This window comes from Aquimarina muelleri DSM 19832 (assembly GCF_000430665.1).
Lineage (GTDB): Bacteria > Bacteroidota > Bacteroidia > Flavobacteriales > Flavobacteriaceae > Aquimarina > Aquimarina muelleri.
In genome coordinates this window covers 1-25,721 of sequence record NZ_AUML01000027.1, presented here as the reverse complement: position 1 = coordinate 25,721, position 25,721 = coordinate 1, and the positions used below count along the sequence as shown (strand labels likewise).

At 31.3% G+C, this 25,721-nt stretch carries 22 protein-coding genes; 8 read left to right on the top strand and 14 right to left on the bottom strand.

The window, feature by feature from the left end; translation table 11 throughout:
- Positions 1-5: 5 nt before the first annotated feature.
- On the bottom strand, positions 6-884 hold the full coding sequence (locus tag H527_RS0111725) for a cell division protein FtsX (RefSeq protein WP_027412898.1): 879 nt from the start codon (positions 882-884) through the stop codon (positions 6-8).
- A 336-nt stretch (positions 885-1,220) separates the two neighbouring features.
- On the opposite strand from H527_RS0111725, the gene H527_RS0111720 reads away from it, so the two are divergent.
- Positions 1,221-2,144 (top strand): ketopantoate reductase family protein, encoded by a 924-nt coding sequence (locus tag H527_RS0111720; protein ID WP_027412897.1) that lies wholly within the window; start codon positions 1,221-1,223, stop codon positions 2,142-2,144.
- 246 nt (positions 2,145-2,390) lie between these two features.
- On the opposite strand, the gene H527_RS0111715 is transcribed toward H527_RS0111720, so the two are convergent.
- The 3 genes from H527_RS0111715 to H527_RS0111705 all read right to left on the bottom strand — a co-directional run bounded on the left by H527_RS0111715 (position 2,391) and on the right by H527_RS0111705 (position 4,645).
- Complete coding sequence (locus H527_RS0111715) at positions 2,391-2,840, bottom strand: YHS domain-containing (seleno)protein (RefSeq protein WP_027412896.1); 450 nt, start codon at positions 2,838-2,840, stop codon at positions 2,391-2,393.
- Between the two features lie 361 nt (positions 2,841-3,201).
- Positions 3,202-4,182: a LuxE/PaaK family acyltransferase gene (locus tag H527_RS0111710; protein WP_027412895.1), complete on the bottom strand. Its 981-nt coding sequence runs from the start codon at positions 4,180-4,182 to the stop codon at positions 3,202-3,204.
- Positions 4,183-4,300: 118 nt separating this feature from the next.
- Entirely contained in the window at positions 4,301-4,645 is a 345-nt protein-coding gene (locus tag H527_RS0111705) for a T9SS type A sorting domain-containing protein (RefSeq protein ID WP_027412894.1), read from the bottom strand.
- Between the two features lie 355 nt (positions 4,646-5,000).
- Here H527_RS0111705 and H527_RS0111700 point away from each other — a divergent pair, with 355 nt between their 5' ends.
- Complete coding sequence (locus H527_RS0111700; RefSeq protein ID WP_027412893.1) at positions 5,001-6,407, top strand: MATE family efflux transporter; 1,407 nt, start codon at positions 5,001-5,003, stop codon at positions 6,405-6,407.
- Positions 6,408-6,725: 318 nt separating this feature from the next.
- Here the strand turns inward: H527_RS0111700 and hpf are convergent, their stop codons facing one another.
- Complete coding sequence (hpf, locus tag H527_RS0111695; protein ID WP_027412892.1) at positions 6,726-7,028, bottom strand: ribosome hibernation-promoting factor, HPF/YfiA family; 303 nt, start codon at positions 7,026-7,028, stop codon at positions 6,726-6,728.
- A 356-nt stretch (positions 7,029-7,384) separates the two neighbouring features.
- Here hpf and H527_RS0111690 point away from each other — a divergent pair, with 356 nt between their 5' ends.
- On the top strand, positions 7,385-8,278 hold the full coding sequence (locus H527_RS0111690; RefSeq protein ID WP_027412891.1) for a metallophosphoesterase: 894 nt from the start codon (positions 7,385-7,387) through the stop codon (positions 8,276-8,278).
- Positions 8,279-8,285: 7 nt separating this feature from the next.
- Here H527_RS0111690 and H527_RS0111685 read toward each other — a convergent pair whose 3' ends face one another.
- Both H527_RS0111685 and H527_RS0111680 read right to left on the bottom strand, forming a co-directional pair.
- Positions 8,286-8,525 (bottom strand): NifU family protein, encoded by a 240-nt coding sequence (locus tag H527_RS0111685; protein WP_027412890.1) that lies wholly within the window; start codon positions 8,523-8,525, stop codon positions 8,286-8,288.
- Positions 8,526-8,528: 3 nt separating this feature from the next.
- Positions 8,529-9,668, bottom strand: a complete 1,140-nt coding sequence (locus tag H527_RS0111680) for an Mrp/NBP35 family ATP-binding protein (RefSeq protein WP_027412889.1) — start codon at positions 9,666-9,668, stop codon at positions 8,529-8,531.
- A 220-nt stretch (positions 9,669-9,888) separates the two neighbouring features.
- On the opposite strand from H527_RS0111680, the gene H527_RS0111675 reads away from it, so the two are divergent.
- A complete protein-coding gene (locus H527_RS0111675) occupies positions 9,889-11,205 on the top strand; it encodes a Fic family protein (protein WP_027412888.1) in 1,317 nt (438 codons plus the stop codon).
- Here the strand turns inward: H527_RS0111675 and H527_RS0111670 are convergent.
- The 3 genes from H527_RS0111670 to trmB are packed head-to-tail and all read right to left on the bottom strand — an operon-like array spanning position 11,200 to position 12,871.
- Entirely contained in the window at positions 11,200-11,562 is a 363-nt protein-coding gene (locus tag H527_RS0111670; RefSeq protein WP_051316738.1) for an MGMT family protein, read from the bottom strand. The genes H527_RS0111675 and H527_RS0111670 overlap by 6 nt on opposite strands.
- Positions 11,553-12,182: a LysE family translocator gene (locus H527_RS0111665; protein ID WP_027412886.1), complete on the bottom strand. Its 630-nt coding sequence runs from the start codon at positions 12,180-12,182 to the stop codon at positions 11,553-11,555. The genes H527_RS0111670 and H527_RS0111665 overlap by 10 nt, the downstream gene beginning before the upstream one ends.
- Positions 12,183-12,196: 14 nt before the next feature.
- Positions 12,197-12,871, bottom strand: coding sequence for a tRNA (guanosine(46)-N7)-methyltransferase TrmB (gene trmB / locus H527_RS0111660; RefSeq protein ID WP_027412885.1), 675 nt, complete (start codon positions 12,869-12,871; stop codon positions 12,197-12,199).
- Positions 12,872-13,174: 303 nt separating this feature from the next.
- On the opposite strand from trmB, the gene H527_RS0111655 reads away from it, so the two are divergent.
- Positions 13,175-14,230, top strand: a complete 1,056-nt coding sequence (locus H527_RS0111655) for a glycosyltransferase (protein ID WP_027412884.1) — start codon at positions 13,175-13,177, stop codon at positions 14,228-14,230.
- Here the strand turns inward: H527_RS0111655 and H527_RS21950 are convergent.
- The 4 genes from H527_RS21950 to H527_RS0111635 form a co-directional block, all read right to left on the bottom strand.
- A complete protein-coding gene (locus H527_RS21950; RefSeq protein ID WP_051316737.1) occupies positions 14,150-15,247 on the bottom strand; it encodes a sensor histidine kinase in 1,098 nt (365 codons plus the stop codon). The genes H527_RS0111655 and H527_RS21950 overlap by 81 nt on opposite strands.
- The gene (locus H527_RS0111645; protein ID WP_027412883.1) at positions 15,247-15,930 is read right to left on the bottom strand and encodes a response regulator transcription factor; all 684 of its coding nucleotides are present in this window, start codon (positions 15,928-15,930) and stop codon (positions 15,247-15,249) included. The genes H527_RS21950 and H527_RS0111645 overlap by 1 nt, the downstream gene beginning before the upstream one ends.
- A gap of 204 nt (positions 15,931-16,134) precedes the next feature.
- On the bottom strand, positions 16,135-18,522 hold the full coding sequence (locus H527_RS0111640) for an inorganic phosphate transporter (protein ID WP_027412882.1): 2,388 nt from the start codon (positions 18,520-18,522) through the stop codon (positions 16,135-16,137).
- Between the two features lie 77 nt (positions 18,523-18,599).
- Positions 18,600-19,796 carry a porin gene (locus tag H527_RS0111635; protein WP_051316736.1) on the bottom strand — a complete coding sequence of 399 codons (1,197 nt, stop codon included), beginning with the start codon at positions 19,794-19,796 and terminating at the stop codon, positions 18,600-18,602.
- 610 nt (positions 19,797-20,406) lie between these two features.
- Here H527_RS0111635 and H527_RS0111630 point away from each other — a divergent pair.
- The 3 genes from H527_RS0111630 (at position 20,407) to H527_RS21945 (ending at position 25,468) form a co-directional block, all read left to right on the top strand.
- Positions 20,407-20,766 (top strand): toxin-antitoxin system YwqK family antitoxin, encoded by a 360-nt coding sequence (locus H527_RS0111630; RefSeq protein ID WP_027412880.1) that lies wholly within the window; start codon positions 20,407-20,409, stop codon positions 20,764-20,766.
- 623 nt (positions 20,767-21,389) lie between these two features.
- Positions 21,390-24,152, top strand: a complete 2,763-nt coding sequence (locus tag H527_RS0111625; protein ID WP_027412879.1) for a TonB-dependent receptor — start codon at positions 21,390-21,392, stop codon at positions 24,150-24,152.
- A gap of 95 nt (positions 24,153-24,247) precedes the next feature.
- The gene (locus H527_RS21945; RefSeq protein ID WP_051316735.1) at positions 24,248-25,468 is read left to right on the top strand and encodes a hypothetical protein; all 1,221 of its coding nucleotides are present in this window, start codon (positions 24,248-24,250) and stop codon (positions 25,466-25,468) included.
- Positions 25,469-25,721 lie beyond the last annotated feature (253 nt).

The following is a 25,721-nucleotide window of genomic DNA, read 5'->3' as shown; positions in this document are numbered from 1 at the left end:
ATGTATTAATAATATAGTTCGTCTGTTCTTAGGTTTAAGAATCGTTGTGTAGCAAAAAAAGTGCTGATCCATGTAATAAGAACTCCAATACCAAAAATACCTGCAAACAAAATGATGAGCAATATTTTGTCATCTAACAGTGCAAGTTCAGGAAATGTTTGATTAAGATAGTACAGTACTACACCAACCCCTGTTAAGGCTACAATGGCCCCTGTCATTCCTAGTCGAACGCTTTTCCATATAAAAGGTCTACGAATAAATTTTTTTGTAGCACCAACCATTTGCATAGTTTTAATAATAAACCGTTTGGAGTATACCGATAAACGAATAGAGCTATTAATGAGTAATACTGCTATAAAAGTGAAAATACCGCTAATGAGTAATACCCAAAAACTTATACGTTTTATATTATCATTTAGTAATGAAATTAGTGGTTTGTCATAAATTACTTCATCTACAAAATTCTTTTTTAAAATAGTAGCATTAATTTCTTCAATTTTAGCTTGATCCACATAATCTGCTTTAAGGTATACGTCAATTGAATTTTGAAGTGGATTATACCCAAGAAAATCCATAAAATTTTCTCCTATGTCTTTGCTGTGCTCCTCAGCAGCTTCATCTTTAGAAATAAAAGTTGTGGATTTGGTGTATTCTGCCAGTGCAAGGGTTTTTTCAAGTTGTTTGATTTCGACATCTTTGGCGGTATCTTTTAAATAAATGGTAAGTGCAATTTTTTCTTTAAAGTGATCCGCTACTTTTTTGGTGTTTAAAACCAACAAGCCTAATAAGCCCAATAAAAACAATACCAAGGATATACTAATAACCACGGAAAAATAAGAAGATATTAGTCGTCGTTTTTGATATTTTTCAAAAGAGGAACTCATAAATAAATCGATTTGTGTGTAAAAATAATAAAGTTTAGTGAGACTCTTGTTTTTAAAACACTTTTGTGTTTTAAATAAGTTAGTCAAATTATTTTAATCTACATTGTGGAGCTTAATTCTCTCGAGACTTACCTCGAAAACAATCATATTTTTGGAAACATACCTCGTGAGCTTGCTCTGATGTTGTTGATTGAAAACTTAGAAAGTGTATTCTTCAAATATCGGATGTTCTAATTTTAACTAACTTTGGTTTCTGTATGCATAACGACAATATAGGGTAAAATATTCTAAGTTGTCTGGCATCTAAAAAAAGCAGTAGCTTAATATCTATTTAATATGCACATAGTAATTATAGGAGTTGGAGGAGTTGGGGGATATTTTGGAGGAAAAATATCTAATTCGGGTCAAAAAGTAACTTTGGTAGCCAGAGGTAAACATCTGGAAACTATTCGTAAAAAAGGTCTACTGGTTAAGAGCATTGATGGAGATTTTGTGACGCATCTTTTTATGGTAACAGATACTATAGAGATGGTAGAAAAGGCAGATCTAGTGCTAATTTGCACAAAATCTTGGCAAGTTGTAGAAGCAGGAAAATCAATTGCACCTATTTTAAAAGAAAACACCATTGTTATTCCTTTACAAAATGGGGCAGACAATGCAGAAAAAGTTTGCTCGGTATTAGATGCAAAACATGTAGTAGGAGGATTATGTAAGATTTATAGTAAGATAGAAGCCTCAGGAATTATTTCGCACTTTGGGCATACTCCTGAAATTGTTTTTGGAGAATTAGATAAGAGTATAACCGAACGACTTACACTAGTTAAACAAATATTTGATAAAGCAGGATTTAAGAACACAGTTTCTGAAGATATAGAAGTAGATATCTGGGGTAAATTTATGTTTATTGCTACTGTAAGTGGCTTAGGAGCATTAACAAGAGCGACTATAGGAGAGATGTACGAAAATAAAGAAACCTATCATATTTTAGAGCAGACAGCAACCGAGATTTACGAAGTAGGTATTGCCAAAGGGATTTCGTTTCCAAAAGATATGGTACAGCGGATTATGTTATTTATAGGGGCGCAATCTTATGCCTCTACAGCTTCTACGCAAAGGGATATTATGGAAGGCAAACCGTCAGAATTAGATAACTTTAATGGGTATATTGTAAAAGAAGGAAAAAAATTAGGGATTGCAACACCAGTAAATATGTTTATTTATAACTGCTTGCTACCTATGGAAAAGAAGGCTCGAAAATAGAGGATGGGCAATGATACTGTGTTATTTTTATTCACTATTAAACATAACAAAAAATTAATTTTTAAACAATGATCTGCTTAGGGTTTTCAAGATAGTAAAACCTATGAGGTCTTTTTGTGGGAGAATCTATTTTTTAGTTAGATAAACAAAGCCTACTAGAATTTCTTCTTAGCAGGCTTTGTCAAACTAACCAATCAATTATTGAAAAAAAAACTTAGCGTTACATACAGTTTGAGTAACACTGCATTATTTTTTAATTTTCTGCCAATTACTATCCGCTTTCTTCTTCAATTTTTCAGGGCCCTTTTCTACCCATTTTTCTAATGTGTTGATCCCCCAAGAATTATAAAAAAGATATAATTTGTTTTCCCGTACTTCAAAAGTTTTGGGATTTATTTTTTCTTTTTTACTATTTATTGCGATTGCATATGCACAATATCCACCATACTGAGGAATATATTTATAAGGACTACTTTTAAAATTATCTAAATTTTTCTGACTTGTGAATTTGTAGCTAACTCCATCTTGAGTTGTTTGGTATTTAGGATCTCCTTTAACCGCTTTATTATTAAAATATTCAGTTACATCATACCCTGATGCTATAAAACCGTTGTCGGTGTTGTAATCTATTTTTTGAGCGATTATATTTGATATAAAAACAGATCCTAAAAAAAGTAAAACAAAGAAATTATTCATGTCTAATACAGAGTTATTAGTATTAGATCGAAAAAAGATAAAGACCTTACATTTTTAAATCCACATTGTGGAGTTTAATTTTCCAAAGCTTGCCTCGAAAACAAAATATAGATGTGTTATCTAATTCATAACGTAATCCAAGAGTAAGTATAAGAATTGAAAATCTATATATGATATTATGTCTACTAGATTTTTTTTCATGGACCTATTCTGATTTTTCTAATAACCAAGAAAAGAATAATATAAAAACAGTAAGTAAAGAGAGGATTGGGAGAGGTTATATGAACCTATTAGCAATCAAAGAAGTTAGTAGAGTTGATGAAGGGATGAAAAATAACACAGATTCCTTTTGTAGTCATAGTTATAAAGCCATTAAGTTACACCCTCTAATGTCACTATGGTCAAATCTGCCTAAAATTTCAAAACTATTATCTTTATAGATCTTGCCCAAATCCTGTGTAGCTATAAAAGAGCAGGAGTTTATGTTAGCAAGGTCTATAATATTTACACCACCAGTTTTGTTGGTTTTGAGAAGGGTTAAAGGGTCTTCGGTATTTCTAATAGAAACCCTCATCCATGGGGGGCAATAAAAAATGCCATTACCTTTGGAGTACGCTTGCGAGAGCAATTCTGTCATACCGTATTCACTATGGATTTTCGAAACACCAAAGCCGTCTTTAAGGACTTCATGTAATTCTTCTCGGATCATTTCTTTTCTTCGCCCTTTCATGCCTCCAGTCTCCATAATTACAGAAATATCGTTCAATTGTAAGTTATGGTTTTCGACAAGGTCCAGTAAAGCAAAAGATACTCCTAGAAGTAATATTTTTTTGTTTTGAGAAGTAAGTTTTCTTATTACAGATACTAGTTTGTGAATGTCGTGTAAATAAAAACCGCTTTCGGGGTGATTACTATCTTTAATAAGCTTTTCTGCCATATATACTAAAGAAGATCCTTCTCTTTCCAGATATGACGGTAACAATGCTAAAACTACATATTCTGTAATATCTCCATAAAAATATTGAAAACCTTTAGTGAAACTTTTTTTATAAACAGATAGATCACTAATATAGTGTTTGCTGGTTATGCTACCTGTTGTTCCACTACTCGTAAATATTTTCTGTATGGTAGCTTGATGACTTATTATTTTTTCTTGTTTAAAGAATTGTATAGGTAAATACGGAATCTGATTTATGTGTTGTACAGAAGTTTTTGTGATCCCAAGTAGGTTACAAAATCTTTGATAAATAATATTATTATGATATTGATGAGTAAAAACACGTAATGCTAATCGCTCAAAATCTGAATGGTTTTGAATAGAAAAAATAGTATCAGCTAGCATAAAGGTTGTTCCACAAATTTTGTAAAACAAAGGTATAAAAATGAGATAAATAGATGTCCTGTTTATTAGGATAAAAGTGGTAAAGAATTTTAGGAAGTAAAAGTAATAGTAAAGCTAGTTAGCCACGTACAAATTTTAAGGTAGCTTTTTGTTCTCCTTCCTTAATTCTAATAACATAAACGGCAGGTGGTAAAGAAGAGATATCTAATTCTCTGCCTATTAACACTTTAAACATTACTTTTTCACCCAATACAGTGAAAATAGAAATGGTTTTGGTTAGGTTTTTGGTAGAGGTAATAGATAGTTTATCGCCAGTCGCAGGATTAGGATAAATGCTAATACCTTCAATTTTTTCAATTTTTGAGCTTTCTTTTTGGATACTATTAGATTGTGCTTGAATTCCCGAGGAAAACGAGAAACAAACAAGACCAATAAATATAAGTAGCAAGTAGATTTTTTTCATACAAAAATTCATTTTGGGATGATAAATATACAACATAAAAATTAAAAATTAGATAAAAATAAATGTACTTAGCTGTTAAACACTGATTAAACGCTTGACCCATATTTTAACTATGGTTTAAACGTAATATATTTTTAATTCTTATATCTGTACCCTATAAGTAAGAATAATATTGTTTAAGATTCTAAAAAGATATTTAATTTTGAAATTCAAAAATAATACTGCATATTTGTTTTATCATGAATTTATAAAAAAAATTAAGTACGTAATAGTACATCTGCAATCTTTTATTTTATAAGTTAAGAACTTCTTCTTAGCTTTTCTATTCATTTTATCATCTTATTTTTTTATTATCATGACTCAAAATAGATCTACTATCACTCATATACTCTCTTGTTTTAAGATTGCAATAACTGGTAAAGAACAAGAATTTACATCTGGGAGTATTCGTCGGGCCATTTTTATGCTTTCAGTTCCTATGGTTCTAGAAATGATGATGGAGTCGGTTTTCTTTCTTGTAGATGCTTACTTCGTTTCGAGTTTAGGAGCCAATGCTATAGCAGCCGTTGGGTTAACAGAATCTGTACTTACTCTGGTATACGCTATTGCTATAGGACTTAGTATGGGAGTTACTGCTATCGTTGCTCGAAGAGTTGGTGAAAAAGATATTAATGGAGCTTCACAAGTAGCAATTCAATCTATTTTTTTAGGAGTTTTTATTGCGTTTATAATCAGTTTGTTAGGTGTGGTTTTCCCGAAAGAGATACTTGGTCTTATGGGTGCGGAATCAGACCTTATTGAAGAAGGTTATGGTTATACACAAATATTATTAGGTGGTAATGTAACTATTATGCTTTTGTTTTTAATCAATGCCATATTTCGCGGTGCAGGTGATGCTTCTGTGGCGATGCGGGTATTGATATTTTCAAATATATTGAATATTATCTTAGATCCTATTTTTATTTTTGGATTTGGTCCTGTTCCTGCATATGGAGTTCAGGGAGCTGCTATTGCTACAACTATAGGTAGAGGTAGTGCAGTTTTATTTCAATTATTAATCCTTTTTTATGGGTGGAGTAAAATCAAAATAGGTGTTAAAGATATTATTTTTCGAGCAGGAGTAATGCTTAACCTTATTAAAGTGTCTTTGGGTGGGATTGGACAGTTTATTATTGGTACCTCTAGTTGGGTGTTTTTAATGCGTATTATGGCAGAGTTCGGGAGTGAGGTACTGGCAGGGTATACTATTGCCATTCGAGTATTAATGTTTACTCTTATGCCTTCTTGGGGAATGAGTAATGCTGCGGCTACATTAGTTGGGCAAAATCTTGGCGCATCAAAACCTGAACGAGCAGAACAATCAGTTTGGAAAACAGCGAAATACAATACTTGTTTTATGGGAGCTGTATCCATGGTTTATCTGTTATTTGCAGAAACTATTATAAAGATATTTAGTAATGAGATGCTTATTGTAGAATATGGAGCATTAAGTTTACGAGTAATTGCTGCTGGATATATATTTTATGCTTATGGTATGGTAATAATACAATCGTTTAATGGGGCTGGAGATACTAAAACACCGACCGTCATAAATTTTTTCTGTTTTTGGGTCTTTCAATTGCCTTTTGCATATTTTGCAGCATTAGTTATGGATTGGGGGGCTATAGGAGTATTCTTGGCAATTACTTTTGCCGAAATACTAATAGCGATACTTGGTGTTTTTTGGTTTAGAAAAGGAAAATGGAAAGAAGTGAAGGTGTAAATAAAGGATCTAGAAACTTGTGATAAATAAAATAAAACGTTTTAATTTGATGGCTTATCTAACTGTTGTGTAGTCTAGTATTTGTGTTTTTTATTACGGTTTTTTTGTAAAACAACCCCTAGATTAACTACTTCTAGGGGTCTAATTGAAACTTAATTATATTAACACAAACTCAACTTATACTAATCATGATAGTTTCAATGTATTGTTAATTATATATAATATACTACTTGTTTTTAAATTCACTAACAAAAGTATCTTTATAAGTTCTTGTAAAATATGATATATATCATTTCATTAATCTATCGTTAGTATATTTTAGATGTAGGGTTTCATTTCTTGTTTACGTTTTTTAAGTTGTTTTTCTAAATCATTTAAAGTTTCTTTAAATGCCATCTCAAATTTTTCTGCGTTAGAAGTAGCATATATTTTTGGACCAGGCAAACTCAATTCTACATCACAAATTTTTCCTTTTCCTTTAGGATCATTTTCTTTCTTAAAAAACACATCGGCTCTGATTATCCAGTCATATTTTTTAAATAGTTTATCTAATCGTTCTTGTACATAGATTTTCATCGTTTCACTAGTAGGCATTTGTACAAATTGTATATTAGTCTTCATATTTTTTTCAATTATCATAGTTATTTTAATGTTACTAAAGCTTAATTTTTATATCAAAAATAGAAGATATAATCTTCTTTTAACATGATAAATATCATTTCAAAAAAACATGTTTTTTTTCGAAACTTGACAAAATTATTGCCAGCATCTCGCATAATTCTATTTTATTATCTAATCTTTTTTGAGGAAATATAAATTTGGTTATACTCCTAAATGAATGAAATAGTATTGTTGTTTTTAAAAAAGATTAAAAATCAAAGTTTAATGTCTGTGATAAAAAAGAAGATGTTTAGATAAGTACATTGTAATTCTAAACTAACTTAAATAGAATATTTATATTTACTAAAACTTAATTTATGTCCTCTCAATTCCGTCTGGATCGCGCATATCAAAATGCTAAAATTATTTCTTTTGATGATAGCTCTAAGTTTGTATTATTTAGTGACTGTCATCGAGGAGATAATAGTTTTGCAGATGATTTTGCTAATAACAGAAATATTTATTTTCATGCACTTAAATATTATTATAATGAGAATTATACTTATTGTGAACTTGGAGATGGCGATGAACTTTGGGAGAATCTAAATTTTGAAACTATTTTTAGAGCGCATAAAAATGTATATGAATTGCTTCAACTTTTTTATCAAAAGAATCGATTAGAAATGATATGGGGTAACCATGATATGGTTTATCGAGATCCTAAATATGCAAAAAAAAACTTAAGTACTTATCTTGATCATAAAACAGGAAAAGAAGTGCCTCTTTTTCCTAATATAAAGTATAATGAGGCTATTGTATTAAGACATCAAGAGACAGAACAAGAGATTTTTTTACTTCACGGGCATCAAGCAGACTTTATGAATTATATAGGTTGGAGAATAAACAGGTTTCTAGTGCGAATTTTATGGAAGCCTTTACAAGTAGTTGGGATTGCTGATCCCACTAGTCCAGCAAAAAATTATAAAGAGACTATAAGAATAGAGCGAAGGATAAAAAAATGGATAATTAATAATAAAAATAAATTTACGGTAATTGGACATACTCATCGACCTAGATTTCCTGAAGCAGGAGAACTTGCCTTGTTTAATGATGGTAGTTGTGTGCATCCAAGATCTATTACAGGTATAGAAATAGAAAATGGGCATATAACTTTAATCAAGTGGCAAATTTCTACTACAGAAGATGGTACCTTAAAAATTATACGAGTTATTTTAGAAGGTCCTCAAAAAACAACGGATTTTATTACTTAATAAATTTTTAGCTTATATTAAGCACTTTTTCGATCTGTGGTGCATATTTTTTTATAGTCATTTCTACTCCAGATTTAAGAGTCATTTGGTTTACACTACATCCTACACATGCTCCTTCTAGTTGTACTTTAACGACTTTGTCATCTTCAATAGATACCAGAGAAATATTACCACCATCACTTTCCAAAAATGGTCTAATTTCATCCAGAGCTTTTTCTACATTAATTCTTAATTCTTCTGAAGTCATTTTTTATTTTTTTACAGCAGAACATCCTGCCATTGTTGTTATTTTAATTGCTTCGGTAGGAGGTAAATTATCGTTTCTATTTACGACTTCCTGAACTACATTTTTAGTTAATTCCTCAAATGCTTTTTCTATTGGAGTTGCTGTTTGTAATGCTGCGGGTCTACCTGCATCTCCTGCCTCACGTATGCTTTGCACTAAAGGAATTTCTCCTAAAAATGGAATATCCAAATCTTCGGCAAGATGCTTAGCTCCTTCTTTACCAAATATATAATATTTATTGTTAGGAAGTTCTTCTGGAGTAAAGTATGCCATATTTTCTATAATCCCTAATACAGGTACATTAATACTGTCTTGCTGAAACATAGCTACTCCTTTTCTTGCATCTGCTAGTGCTACATTTTGCGGAGTACTTACTACTACAGCTCCTGTTATAGGCAGGGACTGCATAATAGACAGGTGTATATCTCCTGTTCCAGGAGGTAAATCGATTAGCATAAAATCTAATTCGCCCCATGCAGCATCAAAAATCATTTGGTTTAATGCTTTTGCTGCCATAGGTCCTCGCCAAACTACTGCTTGATTAGGTTGTGTAAAAAAACCTATAGATAAGATCTTAACTCCATAATTTTCTATAGGCTTCATTTTTGATTTACCATCTTCTTTTACAGATAGTGGACGTTCTCTTTCTACATCAAACATAATAGGAGCAGAAGGGCCATAAATATCTGCATCTAAAAGTCCTACTTTAAATCCCATTTTGGCAAGTGTTACTGCCAAATTAGAGGTTACTGTAGATTTACCCACACCACCTTTACCAGATGCTACTGCAATTATATTGGTTATTCCAGGGATTTGTTTTCCCTTAATTTCATTTTTTTGAGGTTGCGTTGCTGGAGCTTCGACTTTGATGTTTACTTTTATTTTTGCTTTTTCATACACTTTTTCATGAATTACTTTCATTACATCTACCTCGGCACGTTTACGAATGTGTAATGCTGGGGTTGTCAATACTAAATCTACAACAACTTCATCTCCAAAAGTGATTATGTTTTTTACTGCACCACTCTCTACCATATTTTTGCCTTCGCCAGCTACAGTAATAGTTTCTAATGCTTTTAATATATCTGATTTCTCTAACTTCATGGGTGTTATTTCTTTTTCAAGGTACTATATTCATCCAGATGGATCTTAAACGCAAAGATAGGTTGAAAAGTTAAGATTATAAAGCCTGTGAATTGAAATGATTTATAGTGGTATCGCTATTTATAATCACCTAATATTTGTAAATTTTTCAAAAATTAGGAAATATTAGGATAAATTGTATATTTGATGATATTTGTAAATTTTTCAAAAATTAGGAAATATGATTGAAAAAGCGCCTAAATTTGAACCAGATAATGATACTTATTTTCAAATGGGAGCATTGAATATAGAAAATAGTCTAGACAGAGATGCGTTCGCAAAAATAAATTCGAATTATTTGTTTTGGGATAAAGTAAAGTATTTGAAATTTAAAAACCTAGATGCCAATGCTGTCTGGAGACACATAAAGACAAAAAGGTTTTTGAATCAGGTAACCTTGTATCTTGAAGGGGAAAATAGAAGTCTATGGTTTAATTATAATATAAATGGATTTCTACAGCAAAAACTCCATTACCTAGATCATAATTTTGGAGCAGGGTTACAAAAAGAACAATTACTTTCTGAGCTAGACAAACAACAATATCTTAATAATGCATTGATGGAAGAATCTATTTTTTCATCAATGATAGAAGGTGCTACTACCACAAGAGTGCAGGCTAAGGATATGCTCAGAAAAAATAAAAATCCGAAAAATAAATCGGAACAGATGATTCTGAACAATTATGAAACTATCCAATTTATAAGCGATCATAAAACTGAAAATATTTCTATCGAGAAACTTTATGAGGTTCATAGACTGGTTACCAAAAACACCTTAGAAGAAGAAAAAGTAGGTGTTTTTAGAAAAAACAATGAGATACACGTAATGAATGAAATCACAGGAGAGATTGTTCATACCCCTCCAGACTTTAAAGCACTCGATGCTCTTATGTTGTCTTTTTGTGATTTTTTTAATACCAATCCTAAAGAAAGTTTTATCCATCCAATTGTAAAAGCAAGTATTTTACATTTCTTAATAGGGTACATACACCCGTTTGTAGATGGAAATGGCAGAACTGCCCGTGCTATTTTTTACTGGTATTTGTTAAAAGAAGGATATTGGCTAGTAGAATATTTATCTATATCCAGAGTAATTATGAAAACGAAAACCCAATATGAAAAAGCTTATCTATACACAGAAATTGACGACATGGATGTTACTTATTTTATTGACTATCAAGTAAAAGTACTTACGCAAGCTTTTGAGGACTTAAAAAATTATGTAGCCAAAAAGAAAAAAGAGGAAATCCAACTTTCTGTTTTTTACAAAGAACCAAATATTAATGAAAGACAGGCTCAATTATTATTTTGGATAAAGGAAAATAATAATCGTTTTTTTTCGGTAAAAGAAGTCGAAAACATTTTTTCAATTACTAATCAAACTGCAAGAACTGATCTTGAAAGTTTGGTAGAGCGAAATATTTTGAAGAAAATAAACATCAACAAAAAAACCGCAAACTACTGGAAAGGTGATGATTTTGATAAAAAATTCTTATAATTCTTGCATAGGATCCCAAAATATACCCTCAAAATCTATTATTTGGTTATCTACCACTTTAACCCCCTCATTTTCTAATAATTGTTGCATTAGATTGGTTCCTTCAAAATGATGTTTTCCGGTTAGAAGTCCTTTTCGGTTTACAACACGGTGTGCAGGGATATCTTCTCTACCACCACATGCATTCATTGCCCAGCCTACCATCCTTGCACTTCTTGCTGCGCCTAAGCATTTGGCAATTGCTCCATACGATGTTACTCTACCATATGGAATTAGTTTTACTACTTCATACACTCTATCAAAAAAGTTTGTATCAGATCCTGATTGGGTGTCTATTTCTTTTTTATTTACTCCCATGTGTATATAATTCTCGCTAAAGTTATGACTACTAAAATTAGCATTAATATACCCATAAAATAATTAGTATATTTTGTGATGGATGCTGTTTTCTTTTCAATTTTTAAAAAGGAAAATACATAAAAATACAGGGTAACAAAAGTACCTGTACCTGCTGCTATTGTAAACGCTGCGATACGTAAAACATCGTATTCCATTTTCCCACTAACACTCATTCCTGCTGCTATTGCACAAAAGTATGGTATTGGCAAAACATTAAGAGCAGATATCATCATCCCTTTAAAAAAACTTCTGGTTTCATCATGTTTATGGGCTTTGATTTTTGTTTTGTTTTGTTTTGCTTTTGCAAAAAAATAGATTGCCATAAAAAAAAATATTACAGCTCCTGTACGTAATAATATATTTTTAACAAATGGATTAAAGAAAATATACTTTGCTAAAAGAATTGCAATAAGTGCTTGAAAAAGCACTACTACAGAAGCTCCGATTGCAACAAGGATACCATTTTTTTTACCTCTTTCTAGGCAAGTTCTGGCTACAGTCATATTTACCAACCCAGGAGGTATTACTCCTACCAATGAAGCAAAAAATGTGACTAAAAATAGTTTAGTAGTTTCCAAAATAGCGAGACCAGTTACGTAATCTTAAAACAAATGTAAGTTATAGGTTTATTTTTTTCCAAATATTGTTTTTCATAAAAAGTTTGAATAGTAGTTACAACTTCTGGAGCTCCTTCATTATGATATACGTTATGATTTGCATAAAGCACCTCGTGTCCTTCGCCATGAAGTAAACCTAATGTATACCCATGCATAAACTCACTATCTGTTTTAAGATGTACAACCCCATCCTTTTTTAATAATTTTTTATATCGTTGTAAAAATTCGTGATTAGTTAATCGATGTTTGGTTCGTTTATATTTAATTTGAGGGTCTGGAAAAGTGATCCAAATTTCATCTATTTCTCCTTCTTCAAAAATATATTCAATCAACTCTATTTGTGTTCTAATAAAACCAACATTATGCATTTCATCTTCGATAGCTGTTTTTGCACCACGCCAAAAACGAGCTCCTTTGATATCTATGCCTATAAAATTTTTATCTGGATACTGTTTTGCTAATCCTACAGTATACTCTCCTTTACCACAACCTAATTCTAAAACAATAGGGTTTTGGTTTTTAAAGAACTTATCATTCCATTTTCCTTTGTATCCTAATGTATTATTAATTACTTCCTCTCTAGTAGGTTCTACTACATTAGGAAAGGTTTTATTTTCATTAAATCTTTTTAGTTTATTCTTACTTCCCACTGATTCTTTTATTTCTTTGATTTATCTCATTCATTCAGGTTACATGAGGGATAGGAACCAGCTATCTCATAGCGTGGATAGCCCGACCGCAGAGCCCGTGCGATGTGGTCATGCCCAAAACTCATCTTCTAAATAGGTAAAACCCATATTTATATCTAAATATATTGGACATAAAACAGAGTAAATTACACTAAAGATAATTTTTTGGTAAAATTAAGGAAATATATGGAGAAGAAAATAGGATTACTTTTATTATTAAGAATCAATTTGTTAGTTGATATAATAAACTAAAAACTAGAACCTTTGAACAGAAAAGTACTTGTTGCTCCTCTTAATTGGGGGTTAGGTCATGCAACCCGGTGTATCCCTATTATTAATGCTCTTATACAAGAGGGCTTGGAGCCTGTAGTTGCCTCTGATGGTGTTGCTTTATCTTTATTAAAAAAAGAATTTCCTTTATTAGAGACTAAAGAATTACCTTCATATAATATAGAATATGCTAAGAAGGGGAGTAATTTTAAATTAAAATTGCTTATAAATAGTCCTAAAATTGCTCATGCAATAAGTGCTGAAAAAAAGGTTGTAAAAAAGATTATTGAGGAGGAAAATTTTTGTGGAATTATATCTGACAATAGAATGGGAGTGAGGCATAAGAGTATTCCTTCTGTATTTATTACACACCAACTAACTGTGCTTAGCGGAAAAACCACATCTATTAGTACGAAATTACATAATAAGTATATCAAAAGATTTGATGTTTGCTGGGTTCCTGATATGGCAGACGATCCTAACCTTAGTGGTGAATTGGGGCATCCTAAAAAAAGTAATATCCCTGTTACTTATTTAGGCCCGTTAAGCAGGTTTGAATATCAGATTGTTCCTAAAAAGTATGATATTATGGTTTTGCTTTCTGGTCCAGAGCCACAACGTACTTTATTAGAGAAAAAATTACTTCAGGAGTTTGAACAAAGTGACAAAAGAATTGTATTTGTTCGTGGACTTATTGAACAGAGCCATAAAACGTATGTAAAAAACAATATTACTATTCATAACTACCTAACGGGAAAAGATTTGGAAGAAACTATTAATAGTAGTAATTTGATTATTTCCAGATCTGGATATACTACAGTTATGGATCTTGCTAAATTGAAGAAAAAAGCTTTTTTTATTCCTACTCCTGGACAATTTGAACAGGAGTATTTGGCAGAGCGCTTAACTAGTAACAAACTGGTGCCTAGCTGTAGTCAAAATGATTTTACATTAACAAAATTAAGAGATTTAAATGCCTTTAGAGGACTTAGTAGTTTTAGTACTGACATCGACTACAGGGAACTTTTTCACTTTTTCCAGAGTAAATGAAAATTCACTTCCAACTCGGTAGTCGCTTTCTACGTATATACGTTCATGGTGTGCTTCGATAATGTGTTTTACAATGGCAAGACCTAGCCCAGAACCACCTTCTTTACGAGAACCACTTTTGTCTACACGATAAAAGCGTTCGAATAAACGAGGGATATGTGCTTGTGCTATCCCTTCGCCATTGTCTGTAACTCTAATTATTGTTTTATTGCGAATTAAATCCTCAATACTTACCTCTGTAGTACCATCTTCTTTACCGTATTTAATAGAGTTTACGATTAGGTTAGAAAGAACTTGTTGTATTCTTTCTTTGTCTGCATGAACAAGTATTGGTTGACTATAATTCATGTCAAAGGTTAAAACTATATTTTTTTTTGCTGCTTTCATTTCGTACAAATCAAAAACGCTTTGTACTAATTCTACAATATCAAAATTAGTATAATTAAGATTAAGATCTCCAACTTCTAGTTTGGTGATCATGTCCAAATCTTTTACTATATAGATTAAACGTTCTACTCCTTTATTTGCTCGATTTAGATATTTATCAAGAATAACCTTATCATACATTGCGCCATCTAATAAGGTTAGTATATAACCTTGTACTGTAAATAGAGGGGTTTTTAATTCGTGAGAAACATTACCCATAAATTCTTTACGATAAGCTTCTCTAACGTTTAAGGTTTCTATTTCTGTTTTTCTTTGTTGTGCGAATTTTTCAACTTCTTTGATGAGAGTTCTCATATCTGTAGTAACAGGGCCGCCACTGATTGTGTCTACCCCTAGCATTTCGATATCATCATATATTTTACGTACCCTGCGATAAATAAACTTTTCGACTCTATATTGTATAATCAAAAAACAGATAAGGTAACACCCAATTATAAAACCTACTATAAAAAATAGATGTAATAAAGACTGGATGTATAAAAAAACGCTCAACACGAGCGCTAATAATACGGTTATATATAAAGACGAAAGGTATGCAAACCTATATGATTTTTTAAAAATTTCAGCCATTAAACAACAAACTTATACCCTACTCCTTTTATTGTTTTAAAACTATTATCCCCTATTTTTTCTCTTAATTTTCTGATATGAACATCGATAGTACGACCTCCTACGATTACTTCGTTGCCCCAAACTTTATCTAAAATATCTTCTCTTTTAAAAACTTTACCTGGTTTTGAAGCTAATAAAGATAATAATTCGAATTCTTTTCTTGGTAATATAATTTCTGTTTTATCTTTAATTATTTTATACTCGTCTCTGTTAATTACTAGATCTCCTATCTTAACAATATTATCTGAAGACCCTTCTTCCTTAAGTCTGCGTAACAATGCTTTTACTTTACTTACCAAAACTTTAGGCCGAATAGGTTTTGTTATATAATCATCTGCTCCAGCATCAAAACCAGCTACTTGCGAGTAGTCCTCTCCTCTGGCAGTAAGAAATGTAATGATTGTGTCTTGTAGATCTGGTACCTTACGAATATGCTCACAAGCCTCAATACCATCCATCTCTGGCATCATTACGTCCAAGATGATTAAGTGTGGTTTTTTCTTTTTTGCAATTTTTACTGCTTCGGCTCCGTTTTCTGCTGTTAATACTGTGTATCCCTCTGCTGTAAGATTATATCCAACAATTTCTAATATGTCAGGCTCATCATCAACTAGTAAAATTATAATTTCTTTTTTATTCATCTGTTCTGTATAAAATTATATCACTTTAGGTAAATATACTATGTTAAAATGAAGTTTCTATAGTCATATAGCTAGGAAACAATAATCTAACATAAAGATTTTATAAGCATAACAATTACTTAATATTACTACATTTTTTTCAATTATCAAAAAAAAGACTGAATAGTGATTATCCAGTCTTTTGTGCTTTTTTTGATAAATTTTTTATTTGTGTTCTCTATATGTTTCTAATAAATTCATTGTTGCTGTGATTAAATCTTTGGTTTCTAATAATAACCCAAAATATAAAGTTGTGTTTTTTGGACTATTTTCTTCAGTTCTGGTTCTTGCAACTTGTTTATCTATTTTTCTATTTACTGTATTAAATAATTCTTGTTTTTCGTTTATAATTATATCAATATTATCAAATTCTCTATCGCTAAATGCTTTTTTAATTTGTTCAAACAATTCATTTAGTTGTTCTTCAATTTCTTTTAAATCTTTGATTTGATTAAACCGAAGTTTTTTATGATTATTGTTTACATGTTTATGACTTGCTTTAGAGATATAATCTAAAGATTGAGACATGTCTTGTAAGTAACCTAAAATATTGATATAAAAATTACTAGCTCCTATACTTGATTCGTCAAGATTTTTAATGAAATAAAAGATATTGTCTCTTAAGTGCTCAACTTCTTCGTCTAATTTTGCTATTCCTTTTTTAGTTTTCTTTAGAGCTATTAAATCATATTTTACAAGACTATCAATAGTACTTATATATATTTTATTTCCTCTGTTTACAAAAGATTTAATGTTATCTGCACTTTCTTCAATAACTCCTTGAACAGAAGTGCTTTCTGAATTTTTAAGACTATCTTCTGCTTTTTCTGCTTTTACTTTATTTCTGTAGTTAATGGTGTTTCTAGCTAAAAGAAACACTGCTACTAATAATAATACAGCAATCATTACAGAGCCTCCTAAATTAATCAAAAATGCTACTGCTGCAGCTGCAATAAAGGCCATTATGGCAGTAAAAAACCACCCTCCGATTACATTTAATACTCCAGCTACACGATAAACAGCACTTTCTGTTCCCCAGGCTCGATCTGCTAATGAGGTACCCATTGCGACCATAAAAGTCACATAGGTAGTAGAAAGAGGCAAGCCCATAGAAGTAGCTATTGATATTAAAACACCAGCAACCATTAGATTTACTGCTGCTCTAACCATGTCAAAGGCTGGCATTTCGTAAGTCTTATTTTTAGGTAAATCAATAACAGGTTTTGTGAATTTTTTTTCTATAAAGACCATAGCAGGTGTTGGTGTTATAGCCTTAAGCCCCTGAGATAGTAATACTGTTCCTCTTACAATACCTCTGGACAAAAAATTAGGTTTAAAACGTTCTTTAGCTTCTCCTTCTCTGGAAAGATTAATTTCTGTTTCCGCAACATATCGTGCTTTTTTCGAAAACCACAAAGTAAGTACCATAATTGTTCCTGCTAGAAAAAGTAGGATTACTGGGGTGTCTACTTTTGTTGCCAGAACATTCATAGAGAATTCTGATGCGGGTACTCCAGATACGACCCAAGCTTCATAAGATTGCCAACCAGCAATAGGAACACCAATAAAATTTACCAAATCATTACCCGAAAAGGCTAATGCTAAAGCAAAGGTTCCTATAACGATAATAAGTTTATAGATATTTACCTTGAACAGGGTGACTAATATATAAGATAAAGAAGAAAACAATAAGAATCCTGCTATTACAATTTCTAACAGACGTTTTTCGAGAAACCCTCTTAAAGTCATTTTAATAGTACCTGCATCTCCATCAATTTTAAAGAAATCTTTTTGGTCTTTAGCTAATTCTTTTACACTCTCATAAGCACTTCCGAAGTAATTATTTGCCCAATCCAATAAGCCATCAGCTCCTCCGTTATAAACTACATCAACTATAGATTTAGCGTAATTAGTACCTTTGATTCCTTTTATAAAAATAAAATATAAAAGAGCAGTTAATGCAATGCCTCCAAATATGGCACCAACCCATTTGGCTTTCTTTTCAAAATCATACGACAGTAACAAACGAGTTATGAATTGCACAATAGCTCCTACAGAGAAAGCAATTACTACAGATAACAATATACCTGTAATGATCTTTGTTGCTGTTTTAGTATTGATATAATTATCTAAATCAGAAAAAGTAAGTCCTTGGTCTCCACCAATTTTTATTAAAGCAATACATACTGCTGCTCCCAAAAGATTAAACACAATGGATACCGTTGTAGAAGTTGGCATTCCTAAAGTGTTAAAAAAGTCTAGAAGGAGTATGTCTGTAATCATAACAGCCATAAAAATTATCATGATTTCATCAAAATAAAATTCACTGGGATTGAATATTCCTTTACGTGCAACCTCCATAAGTCCACTAGAAAATATAGCTCCTGCGGCAATTCCTATACTCGCTACTATCATTATAGTTCTAAAAGACACTGCTTTAGAACCGATAGCTGAATTTAAGAAATTAACAGCATCATTACTAACTCCTACAATAAGGTCAGCAATTGCTAAAACAGCAAGAGCAACAACCATTAACAAGTAAATATTATCCATTATTTTTTATTTAAGGTGCAAAAATACAATCAATTCCCAGTAAAATGTTATCAAATTGTTATCTATTCAATCTTCATTTAGAAATGTATATCAAATTGCAATCTATACATTAGCCCACTACTATCACTATCTTTTGTAGAATAAGTAATATCCGATTGTACTTTTAAATTATGTCCCACTATATATTTGGAAACTCCTAAAGTATATTGTTCTTTTAATTCATTACTAATAGTTGTATGATAATTAAGATTTGTATAACGAGTTGCTATCTCCCAATTATTTTTAAACAGATACCCTATCTGGATATTTAACGCATTACCAACTTTTACATTTTTTATATCTCCAGCGGTATTCACAAATGTTATTTCATCTGCATTTCTATCTGTAAACTCTCCCATAAAGGATAAGCCTTTATATTTAAACATTGCATCTAGAAATACAGTATAGATATTAGTTTCATGAAAACCATGACTAGTTTTCATGTATGACCCTTGGTTACTTCTGTCTTTAACTGCATTAGCATTAAAATCGTAGGTAATCCCTAATGCTAATTTAGGTTTCTGTTCCCTATAGAGGTCTCCTCCTTTATAATCTCCTTTTCCTTTAAAATCACCAAAAGGTAACAGTTCTATTCTACTTGTGTATTGATGTCCTCCTAAGTTTCCTGTAGTTATATTTCTTCCTTCACCTTGAGAAAAAGCAAATACTTCTTTCAAGATAAATTTGTCTGATAACTTAAAATTATGCCATAATTGTAGCCCGATATCACGATCGATATTAAACGCGCTATTTAACATTGACCGATCTACAAATTGTAAATTAGCAGATGAAATAACTCGTTCTCTATTTCCTGGCAGTTTAGTTTGCCCCGCCCAAAGAGTGAAGTTTTTATAGAAATTCCATTTAATAACTGCATCAAAAATATAACGGGGGGTGTTGTTAGTGTATTCTGAGGACCCTGAAATATCTCTGTTAGATAATCCAATCTCGAGTTTATATTTTAGTTTTGGACTATATGCAAATCCTCCGAATTTTAGTCTAGCTCTTCGAACAAGAAAATCTGTTTTTGATTTACTATAATGATCATCATTAATATCCCAAGCAGTAGTAGAAAGTAACTGAAACCTAGTTGCAAATTTCATGCTCCATGAACTGTCTTTTGCAATTATGTTTAAGTTTCCTTGTCCAAATTTGGTTTTTGTTACTTCCTGAGAGGTTGCTATACACGTTACAAAGAAGAATAACATAATCCATACAATCTTTAATTGTATCATTTCAATATTAGTTTTTGTCGCTGCAAAGAACTAATACGTATGTTAGTTTAACGTTAAGTAAATGTTTTATAATGATTATATTAACTTATTTTCGAGCCCTTTATAAAGACTGAAAAAGAAGGATGCCTTAAAAAAGACATCCTCATGTATTTCAAAAATCTAAGTCGACAAAAACTAATATGATTATTTGAACTACTTTGTCTCGCAACATGACAAAAGTATTTTATTAGCTTAATACCTGTGTTATTAAAACTTTAAGCAATTGTTAAAAATCATTTTTATTATTTTGTGGTATTTATCATAGCTTATTTAGTCTACTGTAAATTACCCAGAAAAAACTATGCTATTGAATTTTGTAGCTTTTCAGAAGTTTTCTAAAAGATTGAGAGAAATACAGCTATTAAATATTTTTTTAAACACATTAAAAAACATCTATTAAGAATAAAAAACCTCTTTATTAACATATATTTTGATTTATTCAAAAACCTGATAAATAGACTATTGAAGATTTAATGTTAATTTAATGTTACCTAAATATTGTTTAAATGTAAAATATATAGTACTTTTATGTTAAAGTCGACATCCCAAATAATCATAAAAAATTAAAATTATGAAAAACATAATCGCAGTTATCGCCATTTTATTTTCTATATCTGCAATGGCTCAGGATGTAAAACCTACTTTTGAAAAACAAGGAAACCTTATTAAAGGCACATTTTATTTTGAAGATGGAACTTTAAGACAACAAGGTTTTTATAATAAAGAAGGAGTGCTTCATGGAGAGTGGAAATCCTATGATGCTACAGGAAAGAAAATTGCCATGGGGCAATATAAAAATGGAGTAAAAACCGGGAAATGGTTTTTCTGGAGTGGTAACAAACTATCAGAAGTAAATTATGATAAAAATCAAATTGCAGATGTAACTACTTGGACGGATAAAAACAATGTAGTAGTTAATTACAAAAATTAAGTTTTTTGTTGTCTGGTCCTAAATAATCGATACAGATTAATAAGGATTAAAATTAATTATTTAAAGCTGAAGAATGATATCATTCTTCAGCTTTTTTGATATATTGTTTTTATATCAAAGAGCAATTTTTTATTCTTCAATCCTGTTTTTTTTAGATTTTTAAGCAGTAATAATAGTTAAAAGAACTTACCATCTTTTTTAAGGCTTGTATCTCTGTAATCTTATCCAAACTAAATGTTTAAAAAATGAAAGTAACAATTACTTATTAGCCGCAGGTGTTTTACCAAAATGTTAAGTACGATCTTGTGAATATAGGTAAATTAACACTGTAATAACAATTACCTAATGATTTATAAAAGCAAACATACTTTGTTTAATCCATATCTTCTTCTTGGATTTAGGTATTAAAAGAGATTAATAAATATAATATAAGATATTGATTTTTAGTTATTTATTATTTTTACTTTTTAAGTAGGTTACTTTAGAAATCATGTAAAAACCTCGTAATTCCGACTTTTTAGGTCATTTTCCTACATCACAATCCCTTAAACTAACGATAATAGTGAGGTAAACATAATTACTGTAAAACCGTATTTATTTGTATCAGATTTTGAAAACACATAATGAGAAAAACATTTACGGTAATAGCACTATTTTTTATAGGGGCTATTTTTGCACAAGAAACCGGTACTATCGCCGGAAAACTACTAGACAAAGAATCTAATAACCAACCTCTTCCTTTTGCCAACGTTGTTGTAAAAGGTACTGCCAAAGGATCCTCTACCGATTTTGATGGCTTATTTGAGATTACAGGAGTACCCGCGGGGACATATACTTTAGAGTTTAGTTTTACAGGATATCAAACTGTAGAAATACCCAATGTGGTTGTACAAGCAAGCAAAGTAGTTGTGGTAGATGCAACTATGGGAGCTACTGCCGCAGCATTAGAAGAAGTAGTTATAAAAGTAGTTACCAGTAGAGAACGAGAAGAAGCCCTCTTAATAGAACAAAAAAATGCAGTAGAAATTAAGCAAGCAATCGGAGCCCAAGAGTTAGCCAGAAAAGGGGTTAGTGATGCAACTGCTGCTGCTGCTAAAATATCAGGAGTAGCTAAACAAGAAGGTTCTAATAAAATCTACGTAAGAGGTCTTGGAGATAGATATAATGGAACTACTCTTAATAACCTGCCTCTACCCTCTAATGATCCTGTTAATAAAAATATATCACTAGATTTATTTCCTACAGACATAATTCAAAACTTAAGTGTTAGCAAAGCTTTTTCATATAACCAGAGTGGTGATGTAGGAGGAGCCAACATAAATATAAACAGTAAAATTTTTGAAGGAAGTGGGGGTCTAAATTTTGGTGTATCAAGTGGATTTAATACCCAAACAATAGGTGTTGATAATTTCAAATCTATAGATGGTGCAAACTGGATAGGTGTCGCAGATCACACAGAGCCAAAATTAACAGATTTAACCGTTTATGCATTTGATGATAATTTAGCTCCAGATCAAGCTGGTAGAACACCTCTAAATATGGGTTTATCTTTAGATTGGGGTAAAAAATATCAAGTTGGTGATGAAGGATATTTTTCTGTTTTTTTGGTAGGGTCTTTTAGTAACGATTATTCCTATAAAGATGGCACATCTGTTAATTTTAATAATGATGGAACTTTTGGAAGTAATTATTCTAAAGCAGAAGAGTTTGATTATTCTTCTAATAAAGTAGCAATGGGTAATTTTAATTATAAAATAAACTCTGCAAATAAACTCTCTTATAACACTCTTCTTATACAATCTAATAGTCAACAAGTTCAGGATTATACTGGTACAAAACCAGATGTAGCAGATACAGAAGGTGAACAGGCACGAGTTGTTCAACAAACTCAAAATCAAAACTTATTATTAGTTAATCAATTAATTTCTGAACATCAAATAGGAGGTCTTTATGATCTTAATTTAGGTGCATCTTATAACACAGTTAAAAATGATGAACCTAATAGAAAGAAAAATATTTTTATTCAGGATTCTAATGAAAATAGTGTTCGTCTAGCTTCTGGAACTCCTAGAAACAATAGTAGATACTATCATAATCTTAATGAAAATGATATAGCTGCTACTGCAGTAGTTACAAGATATTTTGGAGGAAGATCAAAAGATGAAAACAAAGGAAAACTAACACTTGGATATAATTTTAGAAATACCAAAAGAGATTTCGAAGCTACTTATTTCGATTATAATCTACGTAGCACGATAGAGATAGACCCTAATAATCTGGAAGCAACTTTAAATCAAGAAGCTTTAGATAATAATATATTTAGATTTACTACAGGATTTGGATTTGGTGAGGACGCTCTTAATCCATTTACATATGATGCTAAAAAACTTATAAACTCTGTCTCTCTTGGTATAGATTATAAGTTTTCTGAAAAATTCTATGCAAGTATTGGTGGTAAATTCGAAGATATCAAAATGGAAGTAGAATGGTTTACAAATCTTACAAATTCGGATAGAGATAATAATGGCCCTCTAAATGTGGATGAAACTTATTTTCTTCCTTCTCTTAATATGAAATACAATGTAAACGATAAAAACATACTTCGCTTATCGGCTAGCCAAACTTATACTTATCCGCAATTTAAAGAGGTAGCGCCGTTTGTATACGAAGGAATTGATTATCTGGAATCTGGAAATCCAGCTTTAAAACCTTCCGAGAATTATAATTTGGATTTAAAGTGGGAAATATATCCTCAAAGCGACGAATTAATTTCTGCATCTGTATTTGGAAAACAAATAAATAATGCCATTAACAGGATAGAACGAATTTCTGCCGCAGATAGAAATTTTACATACGCAAATCTTGGTGATGCAACAATTGTTGGTATGGAAGTAGAAGTAAAAAAGAATCTTCTAAAAATAGAGGAAGACAACAGGTCTCAAAAAATTAGTTTAGGTGCTAATGCAACTTATATGCATACAAATCTAGAGTTTAAAGATAAAAACATTCTTGAGGATCAAGGATTACTAGTAACAGGTAGCGAATCAGAATTAGAAGGAGCATCACCTTTACTGTTAAATAGTGATGTTACATATAGAAATACTGTAGATAAAAAAGAATTTTTAGCAACCATCGTATTTGCCTATCAATCTGATAAAGTATATGGGATCGGATCAAATTTCAACAATAATATAGTTCAAAAAGGCTTTGCAAATTTAGATTTTATAATGGAAAGAAAGTTTAATGAAAAAATTGGACTGAAATTTAAAGCGACAAACCTTTTAAACCCAGAAATTAAACAAGTAAGGGATGTTCCTCAAGAATTAGTGATGAGGTCTTATAAAAGAGGCGTAGGTATTTCTCTTGGTCTAAATTACTCATTTTAAATATATAATACATACATAACAAACCCTTTACGTTGAATTTAGATTCTATAGGGTTCTTTGTCAATAATAAATAATAACTCAAAAAAAGCAAAAAAATGAAAAAATTAAGGTTTTTACCAATCTTTGTAATTGCAGCAACAATATTCTCTTGCTCTAGTGATGATGACGCTCCAACAACACCTCCAACAGGTGGACCAACATTAGATGGTATTATTGCAACGCAAGATGATGATGATTTAATTGTAGCAGATCTTAAAGGTAATGTAACTGGTAATATCACTTTAGCAGCAAGTGAGGATTGGGTTCTTACAGGCCCTTTAACCGTAAAATCAGGAAGTACTTTAACTATCGAAGCTGGTACTACTATAAAAGCTAAAGCTGGTGTAACAGATGTATATCTAGCTGTAGAACAAGGCGCTAAAATAGAGGCCGAAGGTACTGCTTCTGCTCCTATAAAATTTACATCTAACGCTTCTAACCCAAGACCAGGAGATTGGGGAGGAATTGTAATCGCAGGAAAAACTCCAACCAATAAAGGAGCAACTGCAGAATCTGAAGTTGCAGGTCTTAACTACGGAGGAACAGATGCTACCGATAACTCTGGTACGCTTACATATGTAATTGCAGAATATACTGGTGCTAAAATTAATGGAGATCAAGAATTTAATGGAATCTCCCTATATACTGTAGGTACAGGAACAACTATTAACAACATTGCAGTATTTAATGGTGCAGACGATGGTATCGAATTCTTTGGTGGTACTGTTAGCGTAGAAAACATTCTTTGTGTTAACATTAAAGATGACATGTTCGATTTTACAGAAGGTTATAACGGAACTTTAACCAATCTGTTTGGAGTTAGAGAAAGTGACTTTAATGATGGTACTGAAGATCCAAGAGGTATCGAAGGGGACAGTAATGGTTCTAACAATGCTGCTACACCTGTTTCAAAACCAACTTTTGAAAAAGTAACTGTATTAAACCTGTCTAAAATAACTGCATTAAAAGCAGGAGCTGAAATTAGAAGAGGTACAGAAGCTGTAATCAACAACCTTTTCTTTGGTACATTAAATGGAGCTTCTTTTGGAAACAGAATCGACACAAAAGATGATAAAGGAAATGGTACTATTACTATTACAAATGCTGTTTACCAAGGTGTTGTTGGGGTTGATAATTTAGGTGGTACTATTACCGGTACATTTACAGAAGATACTGCAGCTATTACTGTTGGTGCTGACGATGTAGTGACTGTAAAAGCAGGAGTTGGAGCTGATTTTTCAAAATTCGCTTGGACAAACTATACAGTTAAAAAATAAAAAAATTAGAGTTAGCCAAATTATAAAAAAACACCCTTTAACAGGAGGCTACTGAAAAAGTAAGTCTCTTTTCAAAAAGAGAGGTTCATATAAGAGATTTCACGAGCTAATTTTGTGAAATCTCTTTTTGGTTTATAGGTTCTCAAAGCTGTTTGGACTCTCTTAAAAAGGCTTATTTTAGTTTAAATGGTATGATAATCAAAACGGTATTGTTTTGTCTCATTTTGGACTAGCTTAATTTTAAAATTCTTTT